Origin of the sequence: Neorhizobium petrolearium (assembly GCF_029854435.1) — a bacterium.
GTDB classification, from domain to species: domain Bacteria; phylum Pseudomonadota; class Alphaproteobacteria; order Rhizobiales; family Rhizobiaceae; genus Neorhizobium; species Neorhizobium petrolearium.
Window position 1 is genome coordinate 1,207,141 of sequence record NZ_CP123000.1, and the last position, 20,350, is coordinate 1,227,490.

The following is a 20,350-nucleotide window of genomic DNA, read 5'->3' on the forward strand; positions in this document are numbered from 1 at the left end:
GTATGTTTTGACTTTGGGCCGGCGGATGCCATCGATTATCACCCGCCGGAATGCGAAGGCCTATTCGACTGTTACGCCGGAAAGGCGACTGGTGCCGAAGATCGCCGGCGCATAGCCTTTGACGGTCTTGGCGACGGCGGTGATCGTGTCGGCGCCGCCGAGGATGACGGCGGGCACTTCCGCGTGAAATTCCTCCTGAGCCTTTTTGTAGAGCTCGATGCGCTTGGCCCGATCGGTCACGGTGCCGGCCTCGTTCATCAGGCCAATGAATTCTTTGTCGCACCAGGCACCGATATTGGACGGGCTCGGCTTGCCGGAGGAATCGCACGTGAAGTAGTTGTTGGGGATCTGGCTCGGGTCCGGGAAATCGTAGATGCCGCCGAACATGCCAACCTCGGCCTCGCCGTTGCGGGCGCGGGTAATGTACTCGCCCCATTCGTATGAGACGACCTCGGCCTTGACGCCGATCTTGGCCCAGTCGGCCTGGATCATCTCGGCTGCGCGGCGGCCGTTCGGCATATAGGGACGCGAGACCGGGACGGCCCAGAGCTGGGTGGAGAACCCGTCGGGGAAACCGGCCTCCGTGAGCAGCTTCTTGGCGAGGTCCGGATCGTAACTATAGGCGCCGACATCCTTGTCGTGGCCCCAGAGCGACGGGGGAATGATCGCGCCGGTGACGGTGCCCATGCCGTCATAGACAAGGTCGACGAGTGGCTTCATGTTGATCGCATGCGCCAGAGCCTCACGGACGCGCCTGTCCTTGAACTTGTCCTGCCTGAAGTTGAAGGTGATGAAGCCGGTGGAGGCGACTGGCGTCTGGACGAGATTGAGATTAGGGCTTTTCCCGATCATCTCGCGGTCGGCGAGGTTCGGATAGAGTGCGATCTGGCACTCACCGGCCATGGCGCGCTGCAGGCGGACGGATGCATCGGCGCCGATCGCCATGACCACGCCGTCGACCATCGGCGTGCGCGCCGGATTGTTGATCGCCGCCCCCCAGGTGTCTTTGAAAGGCACCAGACGGACGACGGCATCCTGCTGGTAGACCTGGAGCTGAAATGGCCCGGTGCCGATCGGTTCGCGGTCTATGAGTTCCGGTGTGCCGGCCTTGGATAGCATTGCGGCATATTCGGCGGAGGTGATTGCCAGCGACTGGTGCGCCATGATGCCGATGAAGGGAGCAAGCGGGCTCTTCAGAGTGAAGGCAACGGTGTAATCGTCGATCTTCTTTACCGATTCCAGCGCGTCGGCGAGCTTGGTGTTGAAGGTGATGAAGTTTCCGCCGTTGACCTTGGCATAGGGATGGTCGGGCTTCATCATCCGCTCGAAAGTGAACATCACGTCGTCGGCGTTGAACTCACGGGTAGGCGTGAACTTGTCGTTCGACTGCCACTTCACGCCCTGGCGCAGCTTGAACGTATAGGTGCGGGCATCGTCGGAGACGCTCCAGCTCTCAGCCAGCGCCGGCTCGATATCCGACGATCCGGCTTTCACGGAAACCAGGCCGTCATAGATCTGGCCGAGCACGTAGGAGGTCGTGCCGTTGCTGGTGAGTTGCGGATTGAAGACTTCAGGCGAGCCTTCGATGCAGACCGAGAGCATCGCGGCATTGGCCGGTGCGGCGGCCGTCAGGACCAGGATGGATAGGCCGAGGATTTTCTTCATATGTCGTCGTTCCCTTCTTCTTTCAGCCGCTTGCCGCGGCCTTGGCGTGATCAAGCTCCGGCCGGCCTCGAAGAAGCCGTCCGCCGGACCGGACCGGTCTGCAGAATGATTGTTTTGCGGAGTTCGGACGTCCCCTCACTCGTTCGAGTTTCGCCCGTTCACACCTTCACTTGCATGTTAAAGCGCTTCGGCAATATGATTGTCAAATAGCTTGTTCTCCCTTCATTATAACCAAAACTCATGTCGGAAAATTTGGCATGAGGGGATCCCGCCGGCCATGAACATCAGACAGCTTGAAGCCTTCCACACCACGATCGAAACCGGATCGGTGACCCTTGCCGGTGAAAGGCTCGGTATTTCCCAGCCGGCCGTCAGCAAGCTGCTGCGCAGCCTGACCGAGGCTTGCGGTTTCCAGCTTTTCACACGCAGCGGCGGGCGCCTGGTGCCGACGCTGGAGGCGCGCATGCTGGCAGTAGAGGTGGAGCGGATGTTCTCCGGCGCCAAGCGAATAGCCCGGCTTGCGGAAGCCGTACGCAATCGAGAATGGGGCGAGGTGACGATCGCGGCGCCCCCGGCGCTTGCCACCCTCTACCTCTCCAACGCGCTTTCGCCTTTCCTTGCCGAACAGCCTGACATCCATTTCACGTTGCAGAGCAAGACGTCGCCGCGGATCGGCGAACTGGTGGCGGCCGGGCAGATCGATATCGGTCTGAGTGTCCTGCCCTTCGATCACCCGAATGTCAGCGCCGAAGTGATCATGCGCTTCAGCATGGTTTGCATCCTTCCCGCCGGACATCCGCTCACCGGGAAACAGGTGATCGAGATCGACGATCTTCGCAATGAGGCCTTCATCTCGCTCTTCCGCGACGACTGCTCGCTGATGACGATCGACCGGGCCTTTCAGCTCAAGGGCGTTCAAAAACGCAACCGCATCGAGGTGCCGCTGTCGGAAACTGCTTGCAGCTTCGTTGCCAACGGCGTCGGCGTATCGATCGTGCCGCCCTTCGTCGGGCTGGACTATCCAGAAGATCGCCTTGTCCGGCGGACACTGCTGCCGGAAACCTTCATGGATGTCTGGCTCTTGACGCCAAACGGGCGCCCGCTGTCGCTCGCCTCGCAGAAACTGGTGGACTTCATTCGTGCGGCTGTCGCGCCGTTCGACCAACGGGATGATATGCACCGAAGCTTACAATGAGGTATGCATGCGACGTTGGTTGCGGGATTTTCGCGGTCGTGTGGGATAGCATTATATGATGGAGATCGACGAGGACAAAATCGACGACGCGGTGCTGGCGCTGTTGTGGCTGACGCTTCATAACGAGCGTCGCGCCTGGAAGGGTTTTGACTGGGCGACGACGGATCGCCTGCACCAGAAAGGGCTGATCGGCGATCCGATGAACAAGTCAAAGTCGCTGGTGCTGACGGACGAGGGTCTGCGTCGGTCGGAAGAGCTGTTTCAGAAGCTGTTTACGCGGCAGCCGGTACTGCCGCCGTCTTGATCGCTCCCACGGTAACAGGTCGTGCAGGCGGGAGGCGGACAAATCGGCGATGCGAGCCAGCACGTCCGCAAGCCAGGCCTTCGGGTCGATGTCGCTGAGGCCGGCCGTGGTGATCAGTGTCAGCATGATGGCAGCCCGGTCGGCGCCGCGATCGGAACCAGCGAGGCTCCAGTTTTTTCGTCCGCAGTCCACGCCGTGCAGGGGCTCTTTCCGCCGTAGCGAGGCGGCACCGGGTTGGCTGGTGACAAGGCACGATCGCGGAGCTGCGGTGTGTTTTCTGAATAGCTGTATTCTAACAGAGGCACTCGTAGAGCGCATTTGACCTGACGCTTTTGGCTGTCGCGTATAAGGTCACGGGCCGAACGTGCCCTCCCACGCCGCCGAAAGCCTTTGCGCAGCCGGCGGTTCGATTCATCAAGGTATCAGCAGCCAAAGCTGATGCTTGCCCGTGCCAGGCCTTCGGAGCATGTTTAACAACAGATGCATTACAGGACTATAATGGATGGAACGTCCTCGTCTGCTTCCGGAAAGATCTTTTCCAGCCTATGCTTACTTGCCCGGGCGGCAGCCACATCCGGTGCGGGATCCTGCGGGACATAGCTACCAGATCCAGCCGGCGCAAGTTATCCCATCGCTCGGGTCGGACGAGTTCGTGTGGGGCGAGGATCTCTTCAATCATGGCTACTACTGGGAAGCGCATGAGGCATGGGAGGGGCTTTGGCATCTTGCCGACAAAGGAAGCACGCTGCGCGCTTTGCTAAAGGGCCTTATCCTGCTTTCTGCCGCCGGGGTGAAGATCCGCGAAGGCAAACGGGCCGCAGCAAGACGTCATACCGGGCGCGCAGCCGGGCTGCTTCGACAGTTGCCAGATCAAGCGTTTTCGGGTGAATTGGGCGTGTCGCCCGCACTGCTTGCCGATCTTGCCTAAGTCACCGCCGACGCCGCAACGCTTCCTCGAACTGCGGAAAACGGCAAACCTGAACCGGTGTTTGCGTTTTTCCTCGGGCGTGCATGAAAAATCCCTTCGACGGTGCCTCAGCCTTTAATCTGATTTAGATGGGTTAAATATCAGTCTTTAGCCTGATTTCGGCTTGACGAACGTGGAGTTCGGATGCGCCACATATCTTTATAGTGGAAGATCCAGCTGCGGTGACATTTGCTCTGCGCCTTGCTCCAATGAAGACAATGTGACGCCGAGCAGCCGGATTCCCTTGCGGGCCGGAAAGACCGGCTGCAGCAAGAAGGCAACGATCTCCTCCAGCTCAAAAATCGAGGTTAACGGAACCGGTACGGTCTTGCTGCGGGTGATCTGCTGAAAGTCCGAATATTTCACCTTCAGGGTTACGGTCTTGGCGCCGATCGAGTTCACCTCGCAATAGCTCCAGACCTTGTCGATCAGCGGCTGGATTCCTTCGCGCGCCGGCTCAAAGGCATGAACGTCTTCAACAAAGGTGTCCTCGGCGCCGACCGACTTTCGGACGCGATCCGGCTTGACCTGACGATTGTCGATGCCCCTGGCGATGCCATAGAAGTAGGGGCCGGACTTGCCGAAGTGGTTGATGAGGAAATCAAGTTCCTTGCCAAATAGATCAGCACCCGTCTCGATGCCGAGACGGTGCATCTTCTCGGCCGTGGCTGGACCGACGCCATGAAACTTCTTGACGGGTAAGCCCTGCACAAAGGCTGGACCATTCTTCGGCGTGATGACCGCCTGGCCGTTCGGCTTGTTGAGATCGCTCGCCATCTTCGCCAGGAACTTGTTGTAGCTGATGCCCGCCGAGGCATTCAGGCCTGTCGCCGCCTTAATCTTCGCCCGGATTTCCGTGGCGATCTCGGTTGCGATCTCCATTCCCTTGAGGTTTTCGGTGACGTCGAGATAGGCTTCATCCAGTGAGAGCGGCTCGATCATTGGGGTGTATTCAGCGAAGATTTCCCGGATCTGCATCGAGACGGCGCGATAGATGTCGAAGCGCGGTCGGACGAAGATCAGCTCGGGGCATTTGCGCTTGGCTGTCACCGACGGCATGGCCGAATGGACGCCGAACTTGCGGGCTTCGTAGCTCGCCGCGGCCACGACGCCGCGGGCAGCCGAGCCCCCGACGGCGACCGGCTTGCCTCGAAGCTCCGGATTGTCGCGTTGCTCGACCGAGGCATAAAACGCGTCCATGTCGATATGGAGAATCTTACGTGGCCGGTTGGCGTGCTCGTTCTGGTCCATGGGGCTCAGTCTTCGTCACAGGAGGATATCCTCTCCATCAGACATGGGAAATAGGTGGCGCATTGGTCGCCTTCCACTGTGTTCATCCTCTCGCAGCCCACCGTCATGCGCCGCGTAAGTTCCGCGAAGCTGACACCGGCTCCGAAGGCCTTTACCAGCCGCGTCCGCTCGTGTCCGCCGCGACGCCGACACAGCCGGCAATCGAGTTCGATGACCGGCTCTCGCAGATCCACCCTTGAGCTTCAATGGCCTGACGCCCATTGGGTGATCGAAGCGCGGCGCGATGAACCCCTCCCACTGTTCCTGGCCGCGGCAGAGCGCGAGGCGCGCGCCATCGCCGAGCAGCAGGAGCCGGAGGTCAAGCTACGGCAGATGACGGAAGGGCACAACGTGGTGGACGATTACAGCCACGTCAGCCTGACGCTTCGGCACCATCCGTTGAGCTTCCTGCGCCACGATCTCGCCCGGAAGAGGATCGCCACATGCAGCGACGCGATGAGGCGCGAAACGGCCAGTGGTTGACGGCGGCCGGCCTGATTCTGGTGCGGCAGATGCCGGGCTCTGTCAAGGGGTTCGTTTTCGTGACGAGCGAGGACGAGACTGGCGTCGCCAATGTCGTGGTCTGGCTAAAACTCTTCGAGAAGTCGCGCCGCGTTCTTCTCAGCTCCAGCATGCTGGGGATCCACGGCAGGATCCATAGGGAAGGGGAGGTGGTGCCCGCGTGGCCCAGCAACTGTTCGATCTGTCGGCGGACCTATCGAGCTTGGCTGCTCGTGATGGCACCTTCCGCCCGCCGACCGGCCGCGGCGACGAATTCGTCCATGGGGCGCCAGCGACGCCCGATCCCTGCGGAAAGCCACCAGCGCCGGTCAGGTCGAAGGACATCTTCGAGCCAGATCGTCATATCGACACGCTGAAGATAAAGAGCCGGAATTTTCAGTGACGGAAGCGGCGCTTCCAGCTCGATCAAACCACGCCGACGTTTTCGGCCTTCGATTTTCCGGTCTTGCGGTCCTGGCCGAGATCATAGCTTACCTTTTGTCCCTCTCTCAAAGAGCCACCTCGTTGTAGAGCGGAGACATGTACGAAGACATCAGCCCCGCCATTGTCTGGAGTGATGAAACCAAAGCCCTTGTCTTCGTTGAAAAATTTAACAGTTCCCGTCGGCATGAAAGCTCCTGATCGCTTGGCGGCAGCTTGCCGCGCGGCGACCTTATCGCCCATTCGATAAGCCATCAATAGCCTGTCGATTTCGCGGCCGATCGATTATTGAGCTGAGCTGGAGCGGAAGAGGATCCACCACTTGTACGAAGCGCGCGTCCAAGCGCAACGCCCGGTATGGACGCGACGTCGGGCACGAGCAACGCCTTCGCCATCAAGACAATGTTTCCCACCAACAAAAAAGGCCGGGGCGAAACCGCACCGACCTTCCTCATCATCGCTTACCCACCAGTGCCAGTACATCCGTGGTCAAAAGTCTCGAAGCGATGGCGGCGATTGCGAGCGGCGAATTCATCAGCGCTCATCAGCAATGCCGATGACGGTTATATAGGCAGTCATTGTGTTCAAAACAAGTTTGCCGGCGATCAAGCCCTCCATGCGGCCAAGTTGAATGGCCGGGACAGGGGGCGCGTAGCGTAGAGCGCACATCAGCGCGGCCAGAAGCTGTCGGAAAGGAACACAGAGATCAAAACCTGCGAGGTCATGCTGGCGACCGCCTGTCGTATCTGCAACCGGCCTTGGCGATGTGCTTCATCGACGTGCTCTGCATTTTCCTCTCGTCCTCATCCTCATTTGCGTCCTCCCCCGCTCCCCAGACCTCCCTCCAGCAGCTCTCCTGTGCTGCTGCGAGCTCGGGATCAAATTCCGGATAGGGCCGAACATGGTCAGGAAGTTCCACCTCAAGTAATAACGCTCCCGCGAAGAAGGAGAACATGGGCCAATCCGCTTCCAATGCCGTCCTGTCCGACCTGCGCGACCGCATCGCGCATCTGGAGAGCGGGTCCGCCCACAGACAAGCCGTTCTGCCGTTCGGGGTGCCGATCTCATCGTCCATCGCGTCGACAGCACGACCCAGGCGCTTCGAGCCGGGACGGCGAGTTCCAGCATCTCACCTTCGATTTTCAGGTCGGGCATCTCATCGAACGCTTTTTCCGAGGAGCGGACCTCATCCCTGCCACTGCAGCAAGGTCACCACTGTTCCAGGCTCGCACAGGGGCATCATGCACTGCCACCAACGCCCGGTGTAACGAGGGATGGGACAGGCCCGCAAGCAAGCCGAGTCCGGTCGCCCCGCTGTCAATCGCCGACCTCAGGATAAGCAGAACGATGACTTCGCAAAGCCGGTTGAGGGCAGCCCCGGCTGCGCTCGCTTTGTCCCGGGTGACGCAGCCCTCGGAGTGATCGTTGATCAGTCCCATCGCCTGCATGAACGCAAAAACGGTTGTGAGGCCGATGAACGACCATCCACGTTTCTTGAGGTCTTTTGACATGGCGATGGACGGCGAGACAGACGCCGTCTGTGATCTCGCCAGCTCGCTCGCCGTCGGTCCGAAGCGCTACCCCCGGAATTCCTGGACTATGCGCCTCATGCCTCTGGGCTCCACCGCCACGACGACGATGGTTATTCGTCGAGGCGGGGCGAAATCGAACTTTTCCGTGAATGCTTCGAGCGGTTCGGGAGCTTTCTCGCAAAACCCAGCAGTGGCTCGAACGTGCTTAACGTATAACCATCCTGTCCGGTGACCCTCATGGTCCTGCCCTCGCATTCGCGCAAACGATGCGCATAGCTGTGGCTGGTTTCCCTCTGCTCAACATCATCGCGAATGCTGCCATGGTGATACCAGATCGTGGCGTCGTAACGCGCGGTGCCTTGGCCTATGCGTCGGATTCCCCCAGTGATCAACTCCACTTCCGAAGTTCTGCCATCAGCCTTGGCGCTCTTCGGCCTGACCTGCTTCTGGTCTTCCTTGTGGAGGGCATGGAGGGCGGCGACGCAGGCACCGTGGGACTTGAATTCCTCGGTGGTCGGGGGCATTGGCAACTGGCCGCTGGCATGCGCTATCGTCGACAGGCATAGAGCCGCAACACAGAACGCGGCTATTCCCGTTTGAAATTCAGGATTTGGCATCGTGTCCTCTTAAGGAGCTTCACAAGCATCTGAACCGGGTTTCCCTTTCGAACGCCAAATCGCCCAAATCTGCCTGTTTGGCCATCTCGCGAAACATCGTTCGGCAACTGAGCGCGAACCGCCGGAGGCCCCAGGCGGCGGTCTGCGCGATCATCCTGCCGAAGAGACGCTGCGCCGGTTCGTTTCCCCTTCTTCTGGAGGGTATCGTGCCACCTCGGGCACCACGATAGATATCCCGATGTTGCCTGCGAGGACCATTAGTACAGATGACCTACTGTGTTACAGCACGGCCCTGTGTTAGGGAGAATGGGGCTCAGTGTTGCACCCAACCGATGGATTTTCGCCTCCGGAGAAGCGGTTGCCCAAGGAACGCATCCTTCTTGCTGACGACCATCCGGTTTTCCGCGACGGCCTACGACGGCTTATTCAGCGCACCATACCGGACGCGGAAATCGCCGAGGCCAACAGTTTTGACGAACTTCTCGCGCTGGCCCGTACCGGACCGACACCGAGCATCCTCGTAGTCGACCTCATTTTTGCGGGAAGGAGCATCGAAGGGGCTCTGTCCGGATTGAGACAGGAATTCGTCCGTTCCTCAATCATCGTGATTTCCATGATTGACGAGCGGGCTGCTGCCGAACGGGTCATGGCACGGGGCGTCAACGGTTTCATCAGCAAAAGTCTGCCGCCCCGCGAGATCATTGCGGCTCTTGCAGCTGTCCGCGACGGTGATCTGGTCCTCCGGCTTGATGCCTCGGGCGCGTCGATTCCCGAAGCCGATGATGAGAGGTCAACGCTGACGCGGCGCCAGCTCGAGGTCCTTCGCATGCTCTGCGAAGGAAAGACCAACAAGGAGATCGCAGCGACTCTCCGCCTCTCGCCGTTCACGGTCAGGATTCACGTCTCCGCACTGCTGAGATCGCTGGGGGTCTCCTCCAGGACCGCGGCGGCTGCCAAGGCGGTGGCCGATGGGCTGTGCCCATGACGTTTTCTTGCGACGGCAATGAGATAGACGCATGGGCCGCCCTAACTTCTGCAATATAACAGGCTTATCGTGCAACGAGTTCCCTGCGCTGCAACACCTGAGCTGTCAGAACCGATCGCAACTCGGCCGGCCGGACCGGCTTCGACAGGATCGGAATAGTGGGATCATCCAAATCCGCGCGCACGCGCGCTTCATCATGCCCGGTCATGATGATCGCCAGAACATCCCGCCCGGTCTGCTCCCGCACGGCTGCGATGCAATCGGTTCCCGTCTGCCTCTGGCCTAGATCGAAATCGGTGATCAGAATGTCGCATTCCGTACCTTCGGCTGGCGGTGCTGTTTCGGCTTGCACGAGGCAGCCCCATTTCTCCAGCAGCATTGCCGTCGCAAGCAGCACGTCTTCGTCGTCTTCGATCAGCAGAATACGGAGCCCCTCAATAACAGATGGCAATTTGGGAGCCGCGGACGTAGCCCGTGCGGCCGGCGCAGGCACGATCTGCAGCCCCTCGATAATCATCGCCGTTCCTTTACCTTTCACGGAACGCATTGAGATCGACAAGCCCATCAATTGACCGAGGCGGCGCACGATTGGCAACCCGAGCCCGACGCCTTCGACATCTTTATCCCCGCGTTCGCGAACCTGGTAGAACTCCTCAAAGACCCGGGGCAGGTGCTCTTCGGCTATGCCGTCGCCGCGGTCGTAGATCTCGATGGCGAGCTTGCCGCCACGCCGGCGGCATCCCACCAGAACTGGCCGGCCAGAGGCGTATTTCAGGGCGTTCGTGACGATGTTCTGGATCATTGTCGTCAACAAGGCTTCATCCACCTGCACGTAACATTTGCTAGGGACAGCGCGCAATGTAACCTTCGCCCACTGCGCCGACTGGGCGTTCTGCTGGCCAATGTTCTCGATAATCGCTGCGATCGGGATCGCGTCGATCCGCGGGGTCACCTTGCCGCTGTCGAGTGTCGAAATGTCGAGCAGCGAACGGAAGAGATGCGAAAGGCCTTGCAGGGAACGATCGATGTTCTCGACCATCTGCTGTTCCTCGCGGCCAAGACCGGCGTCGCGCAGACAGGCCGTAAAAAGGCTGATGGCATGGATGGGTTGCCGCAGATCATGGCTTGCCTGCGCAAGGAAGCGCGACTTCGCAAGGTTCGCCTCATGAGCAAGAGTGTAGGCTTTCTGCAGGCGCTTGATCAAAACCAGGACATATCCCGGCACCAGGATTGCTGTGACGACCAAAGTGAGCACCAGATAGGGGTTCGTCTGCCAGTACTCATTGAGAAGCGTCGTCACCCCAATTGCAGCAAGGGCAGCGGCAGTCGCAGCAGCAAGGTAGGAGGAGCCGAACCGCAGGCCGTATCCCACGGTCACCCACAACAATGTCGCATAAACCGGAAGGGTGGCGGCGTCTCCCGCGGACATTGCGAATGTCATCGCGACATAGTCGCCCGTCATCGCCGCGATGCGCCGCCAGAGATAGTTTCCCGGATGCTTGATGATGTCGTAAAGCAGGAGCCAACCCAACGGGAAATAGAGTGTGGCGTATATGGCAAACACCGTAACAAGCGTGCCCGTGCTGTTCGTCAGGATGAGCGCAGGAATTGCGTAGAGGGAAAAAAGTGGAACGAGGATGATCCGCACGATCGCCTGTCCGCGCTCGGCGTCATAATGCTCCCCATCCTTTTGCCCAAGCAATAAGCTAATACGCGCGCGAAGCGATGCTCGTGGCGCCTTGCTGGATCCCGTGCTGGTCGAAATCATCAATGTGTCCCTTCGGTGGAGGACGTGGCCAATATCGTGCCTTCTTGAGCGGCTCAATTTAACCGCCGGTCGGCATGGGACTGCGCGGACCTCGCAAATCATTTCAGCGATCTTTCAATGACCGTCAGGGCACTAAAGTTATGAATCTGTCCGACATTTGGGAAGGTCGCAGGAACTCGTATTTCTTGGCGCGTCCGCTGTTAGTACAGATGACCTACTGGGCATAGTGCTGGTTTCCCGATAATCAATGCCGGCGGCCAGACGCAGGAATTTGCCGCTTCTCAATGGGCCGATTTGGATGATCTCTATCTGCCTAATATCACGCTGAATCGACAAAAGGATTTCAGATGTCTCTTTGCCATTCGGTTGTAAAGCTCATGCGATTAATAGCCACCGCCGCTGTTTTTGCATACTCTTCATCGTTTGCCGCCGCTCAATCCGTCCCGGCGTCAGACAAGCTTGGCGTTCCCGGGCCCATCGTATTTGAGGGCATCGAATACAGACTGGCGTGGACCTCGCAACCGTCTGCGGGGTATGTCAAACAGGAATATCTTCCTGCCGGTGAGCGTTTGGATTCTTACGCCAGCATGATCATTCTGGAACGTGCTGGCGGTACGGACGTCGAAAGCGCCGTTGCTGGTCAGTTGGAGATGCTGGCCAAGCGCAAGGGGAGCGATCCTCTGCTCAGGGTGGACCTGCAGGAACCATCCGAGAACGGGCAGGTTCTTCTCGATTTCATGCTGAGCGACAGCAGCACGAGTACGCTGATCGTTGAGTGGAATGCCTACCGCTATTTCCCGGTCTCGATGAGCGATGGAACCCGCGGGGTGGCACTGTTTGCGATCAGCCGCCGCGGCTACGGCAAGGCCGCCCGTGATTTCTTCACCGATCTCACGAACACGCGCATGGATACAATTCAAGCGCTTCGTGTCTATGACTTACGCGCGCTCTCGGGAACCCAGGCGGCCCAAGGCGGTAAGCAGGTCGATCCATCGGCTTCGAATGCAAGCCCTGGCGCATTTGCGACGGTGTTGAAACCGGGGATGAGTTACGCTGAGTTTCGCGCCGCTGCCCTTAACGCAGGTTGGACACCGCACGTCGAGCCTGAGTGCCGCGCGAATGTCTATGGTCGCAACGGCGGCCCAGATGATGGCACGAACATCTGCACACAACTCCCCGAGCTTGAGGCCTGCTCCGGGGATGGTCATTGCAGCATGGTTTTCGAGGACGGCGGTAGCGGCAAGCGAATGGGGGTAACGACCTACGGCGACTATCTGAAATGGAATGTTCCAGGCGAAGAGTCTGAGTTGGCCGTCCTTGATTGGAACTACAAATAGCGACATGAAGTCCAGTGGCAGGTCTGGTTGCATTATCCGATCTACCGCTCTCTCAGTTGACCATCGGCGGAGCTTGATGATCGGCGCAAGTCGTTATCGGCCAGTCGGTCAGGGCAAAGAGCGGGACGATCTTTTACGAGCGAGCGATTTCCACCTGTGAAGGCGCGGCGGCGTATTTCCGCGTCGAATACGATAGGGCTGATTGGAAAGCTTTCGATCCAATCATCGGCAGGCTCGTGAAATAGGTCATGAAACTGCCGCACCGGACGTTGTTGGCGGCACGTCGAGCCTGAGTGCTGCGCAAATGTCTATGGTCGTGACGGCGGCCCAGATGGTGGCACGAACATCTGCACGCAACTCCCCGCGCTTGAGGCTTGCTTCGGAAATCGGCGCGCTGCAACGGGAAGATAGTCAATCAACAATAGACCTTGAGCAAGGGAAAAATGACGGAACAAAAGACATTGGCGACGAAACCCCATCCTGCAATCGCATTCTTGGCAGCTCTGTTTTTTGTCGCCTGCGCCCTCTTCGTCTCATGGATCGCCGTGACGAATGAAAAAGCGTTGGTTCTGAACGGTCTTCTCCACCTTTCCCCGGACGAAGCCACGGGACTTTACTGGGGCCTTGCGGCTGCATCGATTGGATTGGCGATATCTGGCTTCCGTCGATTTTACAGACTGCTCACCGGCCGATAGCTGGAACTCATCGGCGGCGGCAATAAAGTGACCAGAGGTTCTTATGATTCGAGTGTGACTGGAGCAATCACTTAGCGGGAAGGCCGTTGATACGGCCTTTGCGCCCTATGCGGTTGATTGATACGATTCGGCGCGCTTCTGATCGGGTAGCATGGAGGTAACCCTTACTTCCCGATGCCGAACTCGATGCCCGCGATAGTCTGGCAGAGACCTGACTGAAAATCATCACGATTGAGGACGGCGTGCTTTTCCCGGACTGAAACGGGTTCGATAATATTTCCAGGTTGGACATTTCAACCATCGGACATGGACCACCCGGCGCCGGATTGCTCGTATGGCGTCTGTTCGACCTTATTGAGCAGAAGGGGCGTAAGGCGGATATGGGTTATTGCACCGCACCCGAAACCAGATGATTTTAGGCTGCCTTACTCGTTGACCAAGAGGTGCGCTCCGCGATGAACTCCGCGAACGGTTTGATGTTCATGTGGACGCTCGCCTGTTCAAGGCCAGCCAAATAAGTCGACCGATCCTTATACGTATTTGATGTCGTGCGCCCTCGCGTTTTAAATGGAAAGGCGCTTGGCTGACCTTTCGCGTGGAGCCAGGCAGCCTGCAGGTGACTGCCGCTCGGCGTCATCAGCCTAGAGCTCCTGCTGTGGGCGCGCGATCCAATCTGCTTGTTGCAATATCCATACTTCCGGGCACAATATCGGCGGGATTTGGAGGAGGATGCCACCGTGCTGGAACATGCGCTGCTGTTTGATGCGCAAGGCCAGCCGCTCCTGAGCGGAAAACTGAATGCTTCCCGTGAGTGGGCGGAGGTCAATGCGTTCTGCAATCGGGTCTATATGCCGCTTGCCACGAAACCACTCGTCCAGGGAGCGGATCCGAATGCCACGTTGCGCACCCTGTCGATCGGCAGAATCGTGCTCAGTCGCTTCTGTTTCGGCGTGCCGACGAAGGCTGACGAGTTTGACCCCTCCTCGGGAAACATCATCGTCGTGAACACCATGCGAGGAAGCGTGTGCCATCCGCTCATGGGCGGTGCCACCATCGATACGCAGCCCGGAGACAGCTATGTGGTCGATTGCAGCCGTACGGATTACTGGAATGTCGCGAACGGGGATGACCTGCAATTCAACCTGACCATTCCCCACAGGCTGATGGAGGAAACGGCGCAGCGATGGTACGGCTTCGTGCCCGAGGACGATCTCTGGAAAAAGCGGCTGGTTTTCGGGCGCGGGCACTCCGCCTGGCTCTCCCTTTTGGATTATGCCACACGATCCGTCGATGCCCGGAGTGATGGCGTTGCCAGTCCGTTGATGGAGAAGCGGATCGAGGAAACCCTCTGCCTGGAACTATTGCGCGGCTGGGCCGAATGCTCCGGACTCAATCTGGAAACCGGCGCGCGGGGTGCAGCGCCGCGATATGTGCGCGAAGCGGAGCGGCTGATGGAGGAGCGTGCGCACGAGGCGCCGTCGATTACCGAGATCGCTGTACAGCTCGGCATTTCCGCGCGCAGCCTGTCCGAGGGTTTCAGGCGGTTTCGCGGCATTACTCCGCACGACTATCTGACGGCACGGCGTCTCGAGGGCCTTCGCAAAGCCTTGGAAGACGCGCCGCCCGGCGAGACTGTCTCTTCGATCGCTTCCACGCGTGGCTATGTCAACCTCACCGCGATGACCGCAAGCTATCGGCAGCGCTTCGGCGAGAGCCCTTACCAGACTCTGCGCAATCGTCTGGCAAGGGCATGACGACCCGCCAGTCATGACCTTTGGCGCCTGAGGATTCCAACCGGAGCCGTGACTGCCGATCCGTTTCGGCAGGCGACTTTCCCATGTTGCGGTTTACTTCTCATTCGGATCATCGGCTTCCGAAATAGATCAAAGCCCGGCCTGCGCCTGCTCTCCTTGTTGTTCTAATGTCGCCATAGGTGTTGGTTCACACCTCACTACCCGGACAGGAGGCCGGTTTGTGCGATCTCTGTAACATCATGCTGAGGGGGATACCCCCTAGGGAGGATCTGATGAAAGCGCTTGTCTATTACGGGCCAGGCAAGAAAGACTGGGTCGAGAAACCCAAGCCGGCCGTGCAGGAGCTGACCGATGTCATCGTCAAAATCACAAAGACGACCATTTGCGGCAGCGACCTGCACATTCTGAAGGGCGATGTGCCAACCGTTACCGAGGGACGCACGCTGGGCCATGAAGGCGTCGGCGTGGTCGATGAGGTAGGCAGCGCGGTGCGCAACTTCAAGGAGGGCGATCCCGTCCTGATTTCCTGCATTACGTCCTGCGGCTCATGCCCGAACTGCAAGCGGCAGCTTTATTCCCATTGCGACGACGGCGGATGGCAACTCGGCCATACGGTCGACGGCACGCAGGCCGAATATGTCCGCATCCGCCATGGCGACAACTCCCTCTACCCGATCCCGGCCGGGGCGGACGAGGAAGCGCTGGTCATGCTCTCCGACATCCTGCCGACGGGCTTGGAAATCGGCGTGCAGGCGGGTGGCGTGAAGCCCGGCGACACCGTTGCCATCGTCGGCGCCGGTCCGGTGGGCATGTCCGCGCTCCTGACGGCACAGTTCTATTCACCGGGCAAGATCGTGATGATCGACATGGACCCCTCGCGTCTGGCCCTTGCCCGGCAGTTCGGCGCCACCGATACGGTTCAGGTCGGCGCGGAAGATGCCGCTCTGAAGGTCATGGAGATGACCGACGGACGCGGCGTCGATGTGGCGATCGAAGCCGTCGGCGTTCCCGCCACCTTCGACATCTGCCAGAAAATCGTCTCGGCGGGTGGAAAGATCGCCAATGTCGGCGTTCACGGCAAGCCGGTGGAACTTCATATCGAGGATCTCTGGATCAAGAACATCAACATCTCGATGGGACTGGTGAACACCAACACCACGCCGATGCTCTTGAAGACGGTAGCGGCCGGCAGGTTCGACCCGAGCAAGCTGATTACTCACCGCTTCAAGCTAGACCAGATTCTCGATGCCTACGAGGTGTTCGGCAATGCCGCGCGCGAAAAGGCCATGAAGGTCATCCTCGCCGCCTGAACACGTAGAGGCTTCGAATGCAAAGGCCACCGGGTTTCGATCGTGAATCCGGTGGATTTCGTTTGTGCAAGGATCCGCGGCCCATCATGGTGTCCGGCAACCATGTGACGATCATCGGGAAGAAGAAGATCAGCCCGATCGTGAACATTTCCATGACCACGAACCACTGGGCGCCGCGGAAAACGTCGGAGAGAGAGACGTGTCGCGATCAATACCGGCAATGACCAAGCAGTTCAGTCCGACCGCGGGGGCATCAATCCGATTTCGCGCATTTTCACACACGGAATGCTGAACCAGATCGGATCGAAGCCCAGACCGGTACGGTCGAGAAGACGATCGGCAGGATGATGGCCAGCATGGAGAAGGCATCGAGAAACATGTCGAGCGGGATATAGAGCAATGGCGGGATGGACAAAGACATGCGGCGGCAGGCAGTTCGACGATGGCTTGGGCCACGATCTGTGGGATTTGCACGAGCGTCAGGAAGTAGCTGAAGATACCGACCTCGATGATAATGAACAGGATCATTACGGTGGTCGTCGCGGTGGAGCTGAAGCTGAAGAGCAGGTTCGGTACCAATTGGGCCCTGTCGGACCGGGACGAACGCAGCATCAGGAACGCCGCCGGCGCGCGCCGATGGCCGCCGCTTCTGTTGGCGCCAGCAGTCCGAGACAGACGCCGCCAAAGCCGAGCAGGAACAGGATCAGCACCTGCCATGCCTGGCCGGTGGCCCGCATGCGGTCACCGGCGAGCCGCCCTGTTCGCAATGACGTGCCCGAAAAGTGCGACGCCCGCCATGAAGACGACGGTAGTGAGCATGCCGGATATGAAGCCGGCGATCAGCATCTTGCCGGCGGAGACCTCGGTCAGCGCGGCGGAGAAGATCAGTAGCGCCGAAGGAGGAATGAGAACGTCAAGCACGCCGCTGGCGGCGACCGATCCCGCGGCAAGGCGCGAATCGTAGCCAGCCTTCTTCATTTCCGGAATGGCGACCGCCCCGACGGCGGCGGCGGTGGCGACGGGCGAGCCGGAGGTGGCGGCAAAGCCCGCCGGGGTGAACTGGCCAGGTCAGCATTGCGAAGGCAAGAGCGGTAGGCGTTGATCGTTCAATTCAGTGGCATTCGGCGCAGAGGCCGTGGACCTCGATCGTGGTGGAGCGCATCTTAAAGCCGCTACCCTTGGCGCGCCTTCCAAGCGCATCCTCGATCTTCGCATCGTGGAATTCGTTGACCTTGCCGCAGGCTTCGCAAATCGCGAAGGTGGTGGTCCGTGGATGGATCTGCCCATGCTTTGAATGACAACAGATGACGAAGGCATTCATGCTTTCCAGCCGGTGGATGCGGCCAGCTTCCATAAGCTTTTCAAGCGCCCGGTAGACCTGCGGCGGCGCCCGTAATCCGGCATCGCGCAATCGGTCCAAGATGCTATAGGCGCTTAGTGGCTGACCGGACGATTGTAGCACCGAGAGCACGAGGCTCTGGTTCCTCGTCAGTTTCAAATCGTCGGAATGGACTGCCTGCAACATACTCATCTCCGGAAGGTGCGGTTTTGAGGGTGTACCCGGAACTGCGCTGTAGTTCCGGGCAGAGGTTTCATCGTATCAGTGCGAAGCGCCCGAGCCGCCGACGGCAACGATTGAGAAGGGCTGCCCCTCGACCGCGATGGTGCGCGTTTCCCTCAGTGTCTCGGCATCGACAACGCGAACGAGAGAATGGCGCGGGTCGGTAATTGCGATCTGGCCATCGGCGACAGCAAGGCGCGGGCGCGGATCGCGCCAATGGCCATCCTTGCTGTAAGGCTCTGTGACCTTCACCTTATTGACGATTTCGCCCTTGACGACATTGAGAACATGCAGGTCGCCGTCTTCTGTCAGGATATAGGCATTGCGCGGTTCTGCTGGATCGAGTTGGAAATCGACGCGTCGCGTCGGCAGCTCGATCAGCTCGTAGGGTTGTTCGGCATCCGCGTCGATCAGCACCAGCTTGTCATCGCCATAGTTGCCGAGGAAGAATTGCATCGCCTTGCCGCCGAGGAGTGTGCCGGTGTGGGCCTTCGGGAAATCGGCCGGATAGGGCAGCATCGTCAACTTCGGCCCATCAAGTCCGCCCGGGCGGACAACAAGGACGCCCTCCTTGCAGCCAAAGGCGACGAGGCGGGCCGAGGTCGCCTCACCGTGAAGGTCGGTGCATGTAGCCATCTCGCCAACCTGCTCGCCCTTTTCATCCACGACGCGAAGACCAATGCGCGGCGGCAATTCATCTGGCTTCGTTTCAATCTCTGTATTTGGGACCGAGACGAGCACGTAGCGGCCCATTGTTACTGCCACGCCATGGTGCGGCTTGGTCGTATCGATTGTCTTGAACTCGGCTTTACCCTCAAGAAGGGCTGCCTCATCAATGATGTCAGCCTTGCCCCCGCGATCGTAGAACAGGATGGCATGATCGTCATGCGGCACCACGTGGAATGGCCGCTTGCCTTCAAACGTGATGGGCAACAAGGCGACATCGGAGACTTCGAGATCGCGATGATCCCCATGATCGGAGAAGTCGATGCCGGTCTTGATGACATGCACGATGTCGTGGTCCGACTGCGTGGCGAACACTGTCTGGCCAGAGGCACTCGCGGTCAGGGCTGCGTAGCCATTGACGTCATAACGGGCGAGTTCCTTGCCGTCAGTGAAGTCGATGACACGCACGACCGGATTTGTATGGTCGGCGACGAAGAGGCGCCAGGCTTCGGTCGTCTCGTGAGCCTCGTCGGCAAAGACGCCGGGTGCTGCGAAGGTCAATGACGCTACTGCCACGGCAGAGAGCAGTCGGTTTCGGGTGAGAGACAGTCTCATCGGGTTCCTTTCTTCATGGTGTTTTATTACGCGCGGCGATTTACTCGGCGGCCTGTCGAACCGCACGGCACTTGGCAAAGCCATCGCTGATGATGTCCTTGGGCAGATCACGACCGATGAAGACCAGCCGGGTCACCCGGTCCTCATCCTCCTTCCAGGCTCGCTGGTGATCGCCTTCCAGCAGCATATGCACCGTTTGGACGACGAAGCGGTCGTTGTCGCCGGCAAAGGAGATGATCCCCTTCATCCGCAGCATGTCCATTCCGAAGGCCTGAACCGTCGTCTGCAGCCAGTTCAGGAACTTGCCCGGATCCATAGGCTCGCGCTCGACGAGCGAGAAGCTGGTGACATGGTCGTCATGCTCGTGCTCGTGTTCCTCATCGAGAAAGTCGGGCTCGACCTCAAGGATGCGATCGAGGTCGAATGCCTTGCGATCCAGAAGGCTCGCGATATCGATGTCGCAACGGGTCGCTCTGATGATGCTGGCGGTGGGATTGATCCGCCGGATGCGCTGCTCGACGGCAGCTAAGTCCTCGGCACTGACGAGATCGGTCTTGTTGAGGATGATCGTATCGCCAAATGCGAGCTGTTCCTGCGCCTCATGAGCGCGGTCGATCTCACCGAGAAGATGCTTGGCGTCGACGACGGTGATGATCGAATCCAGCCGGGTCTTCGACCTGACATCCTCGTCGACGAAGAAGGTCTGGGCCACCGGCGCGGGATCCGCGAGTCCCGTCGTCTCGATGAGGATGCCGTCGAAGCGGCCGGGACGGCGCATCAGGCCTTCGATGATGCGGATCAGGTCTCCTCGCACCGTGCAGCAGATGCAACCATTGTTCATCTCGAACACGTCCTCGTCCGACTCGACAATCAGGTCATTGTCGATCCCGACCTCGCCGAACTCGTTGACGATGACGGCGAATTTCTTGCCGTGCGGCTCGGTCAAAATGCGGTTGAGAAGCGTGGTCTTGCCGGCACCGAGATATCCGGTCAGCACCGTCACGGGGGTGGGTTCGTTCTGCTGCGACATGATTGATCTCCTCATCGGGGCGTCCATCGAGTTGCTGGAGTTTATGTTATTACGTAACATTTTCGATTGACGGACGTAATAACATTACATATGCAGTCGCTGTCAATCCCCGAGGCT

General features: G+C 59.3%; 19 protein-coding genes and 5 pseudogenes. 9 read left to right on the forward strand and 15 right to left on the reverse strand.

The window, feature by feature from the left end; genetic code table 11:
- Nucleotides 1–60: 60 nt before the first annotated feature.
- Nucleotides 61–1,665: an ABC transporter substrate-binding protein gene (locus QEO92_RS06135; protein WP_227702501.1), complete on the reverse strand. Its 1,605-nt coding sequence runs from the start codon at nucleotides 1,663–1,665 to the stop codon at nucleotides 61–63.
- A gap of 277 nt (nucleotides 1,666–1,942) precedes the next feature.
- On the opposite strand from QEO92_RS06135, the gene QEO92_RS06140 reads away from it, so the two are divergent.
- Nucleotides 1,943–2,860 (forward strand): LysR family transcriptional regulator, encoded by a 918-nt coding sequence (locus tag QEO92_RS06140; protein ID WP_227702502.1) that lies wholly within the window; start codon nucleotides 1,943–1,945, stop codon nucleotides 2,858–2,860.
- A 58-nt stretch (nucleotides 2,861–2,918) separates the two neighbouring features.
- Entirely contained in the window at nucleotides 2,919–3,164 is a 246-nt protein-coding gene (locus QEO92_RS06145; protein ID WP_037156256.1) for a DUF6429 family protein, read from the forward strand.
- On the opposite strand, the pseudogene QEO92_RS06150 reads toward QEO92_RS06145, so the two are convergent.
- Nucleotides 3,069–3,365, reverse strand: a pseudogene (locus QEO92_RS06150) (transposase domain-containing protein); the annotation flags it as partial. The gene QEO92_RS06145 and the pseudogene QEO92_RS06150 sit on opposite strands and share 96 nt — an antisense overlap.
- Nucleotides 3,366–3,741: 376 nt before the next feature.
- On the opposite strand from QEO92_RS06150, the gene QEO92_RS06155 reads away from it, so the two are divergent.
- Entirely contained in the window at nucleotides 3,742–4,092 is a 351-nt protein-coding gene (locus QEO92_RS06155; protein ID WP_280107496.1) for a DUF309 domain-containing protein, read from the forward strand.
- Between the two features lie 198 nt (nucleotides 4,093–4,290).
- Here the strand turns inward: QEO92_RS06155 and dinB are convergent, their stop codons facing one another.
- Nucleotides 4,291–5,382, reverse strand: coding sequence for a DNA polymerase IV (dinB, locus tag QEO92_RS06160; protein WP_037156201.1), 1,092 nt, complete (start codon nucleotides 5,380–5,382; stop codon nucleotides 4,291–4,293).
- Nucleotides 5,383–5,613: 231 nt separating this feature from the next.
- Between dinB and dnaE2 the strand changes: the two are divergent.
- Nucleotides 5,614–6,325 (forward strand): annotated as a pseudogene (gene dnaE2, locus QEO92_RS06170) (error-prone DNA polymerase); the annotation flags it as partial.
- A gap of 23 nt (nucleotides 6,326–6,348) precedes the next feature.
- Here dnaE2 and QEO92_RS06175 read toward each other — a convergent pair.
- From QEO92_RS06175 to QEO92_RS06190, 4 genes and pseudogenes are all read right to left on the reverse strand, one after another.
- Nucleotides 6,349–6,552, reverse strand: a complete 204-nt coding sequence (locus QEO92_RS06175; protein ID WP_037156255.1) for a cold-shock protein — start codon at nucleotides 6,550–6,552, stop codon at nucleotides 6,349–6,351.
- Nucleotides 6,553–7,084: 532 nt separating this feature from the next.
- Nucleotides 7,085–7,318: a hypothetical protein gene (locus QEO92_RS06180; protein ID WP_227702505.1), complete on the reverse strand. Its 234-nt coding sequence runs from the start codon at nucleotides 7,316–7,318 to the stop codon at nucleotides 7,085–7,087.
- A 508-nt stretch (nucleotides 7,319–7,826) separates the two neighbouring features.
- A pseudogene (locus QEO92_RS33200) lies at nucleotides 7,827–7,874 on the reverse strand (hypothetical protein); the annotation flags it as partial.
- Nucleotides 7,875–8,005: 131 nt separating this feature from the next.
- Entirely contained in the window at nucleotides 8,006–8,512 is a 507-nt protein-coding gene (locus QEO92_RS06190; RefSeq protein WP_037156190.1) for a hypothetical protein, read from the reverse strand.
- 358 nt (nucleotides 8,513–8,870) lie between these two features.
- Here QEO92_RS06190 and QEO92_RS06195 point away from each other — a divergent pair, with 358 nt between their 5' ends.
- Nucleotides 8,871–9,497 (forward strand): response regulator transcription factor, encoded by a 627-nt coding sequence (locus tag QEO92_RS06195; protein WP_227702506.1) that lies wholly within the window; start codon nucleotides 8,871–8,873, stop codon nucleotides 9,495–9,497.
- Between the two features lie 64 nt (nucleotides 9,498–9,561).
- Here the strand turns inward: QEO92_RS06195 and QEO92_RS06200 are convergent, their stop codons facing one another.
- Entirely contained in the window at nucleotides 9,562–11,265 is a 1,704-nt protein-coding gene (locus QEO92_RS06200) for an ATP-binding response regulator (protein WP_227705102.1), read from the reverse strand.
- A gap of 347 nt (nucleotides 11,266–11,612) precedes the next feature.
- Here QEO92_RS06200 and QEO92_RS06205 point away from each other — a divergent pair, with 347 nt between their 5' ends.
- The 4 genes from QEO92_RS06205 (at nucleotide 11,613) to QEO92_RS06220 (ending at nucleotide 16,361) form a co-directional block, all read left to right on the forward strand.
- Nucleotides 11,613–12,602: a hypothetical protein gene (locus QEO92_RS06205; RefSeq protein ID WP_227702507.1), complete on the forward strand. Its 990-nt coding sequence runs from the start codon at nucleotides 11,613–11,615 to the stop codon at nucleotides 12,600–12,602.
- Between the two features lie 202 nt (nucleotides 12,603–12,804).
- On the forward strand, nucleotides 12,805–13,158 hold the full coding sequence (locus QEO92_RS06210; protein WP_227702508.1) for a hypothetical protein: 354 nt from the start codon (nucleotides 12,805–12,807) through the stop codon (nucleotides 13,156–13,158).
- A gap of 876 nt (nucleotides 13,159–14,034) precedes the next feature.
- On the forward strand, nucleotides 14,035–15,051 hold the full coding sequence (locus tag QEO92_RS06215; protein WP_037150265.1) for an AraC family transcriptional regulator: 1,017 nt from the start codon (nucleotides 14,035–14,037) through the stop codon (nucleotides 15,049–15,051).
- Nucleotides 15,052–15,323: 272 nt separating this feature from the next.
- The gene (locus QEO92_RS06220) at nucleotides 15,324–16,361 is read left to right on the forward strand and encodes a zinc-dependent alcohol dehydrogenase family protein (RefSeq protein WP_227702509.1); all 1,038 of its coding nucleotides are present in this window, start codon (nucleotides 15,324–15,326) and stop codon (nucleotides 16,359–16,361) included.
- Nucleotides 16,362–16,635: 274 nt separating this feature from the next.
- Here QEO92_RS06220 and QEO92_RS06225 read toward each other — a convergent pair whose 3' ends face one another.
- From QEO92_RS06225 to QEO92_RS06250, 7 genes and pseudogenes are all read right to left on the reverse strand, one after another.
- Nucleotides 16,636–16,782, reverse strand: a complete 147-nt coding sequence (locus QEO92_RS06225; RefSeq protein WP_227705271.1) for a hypothetical protein — start codon at nucleotides 16,780–16,782, stop codon at nucleotides 16,636–16,638.
- A 59-nt stretch (nucleotides 16,783–16,841) separates the two neighbouring features.
- A pseudogene (locus tag QEO92_RS33205) lies at nucleotides 16,842–16,973 on the reverse strand (hypothetical protein); the annotation flags it as partial.
- Entirely contained in the window at nucleotides 16,973–17,098 is a 126-nt protein-coding gene (locus QEO92_RS06230) for a hypothetical protein (protein ID WP_265105673.1), read from the reverse strand. The gene QEO92_RS06230 and the pseudogene QEO92_RS33205, both read right to left, overlap by 1 nt.
- Before the next feature lie 4 nt (nucleotides 17,099–17,102).
- Nucleotides 17,103–17,354 (reverse strand): annotated as a pseudogene (locus QEO92_RS06235) (TRAP transporter large permease subunit); the annotation flags it as partial.
- A 118-nt stretch (nucleotides 17,355–17,472) separates the two neighbouring features.
- Nucleotides 17,473–17,886: a Fur family transcriptional regulator gene (locus QEO92_RS06240; protein WP_037150258.1), complete on the reverse strand. Its 414-nt coding sequence runs from the start codon at nucleotides 17,884–17,886 to the stop codon at nucleotides 17,473–17,475.
- A 75-nt stretch (nucleotides 17,887–17,961) separates the two neighbouring features.
- Entirely contained in the window at nucleotides 17,962–19,203 is a 1,242-nt protein-coding gene (aztD, locus tag QEO92_RS06245) for a zinc metallochaperone AztD (protein WP_227702510.1), read from the reverse strand.
- A 40-nt stretch (nucleotides 19,204–19,243) separates the two neighbouring features.
- Nucleotides 19,244–20,233 (reverse strand): CobW family GTP-binding protein, encoded by a 990-nt coding sequence (locus QEO92_RS06250; protein WP_227702511.1) that lies wholly within the window; start codon nucleotides 20,231–20,233, stop codon nucleotides 19,244–19,246.
- Nucleotides 20,234–20,350: the final 117 nt, after the last annotated feature.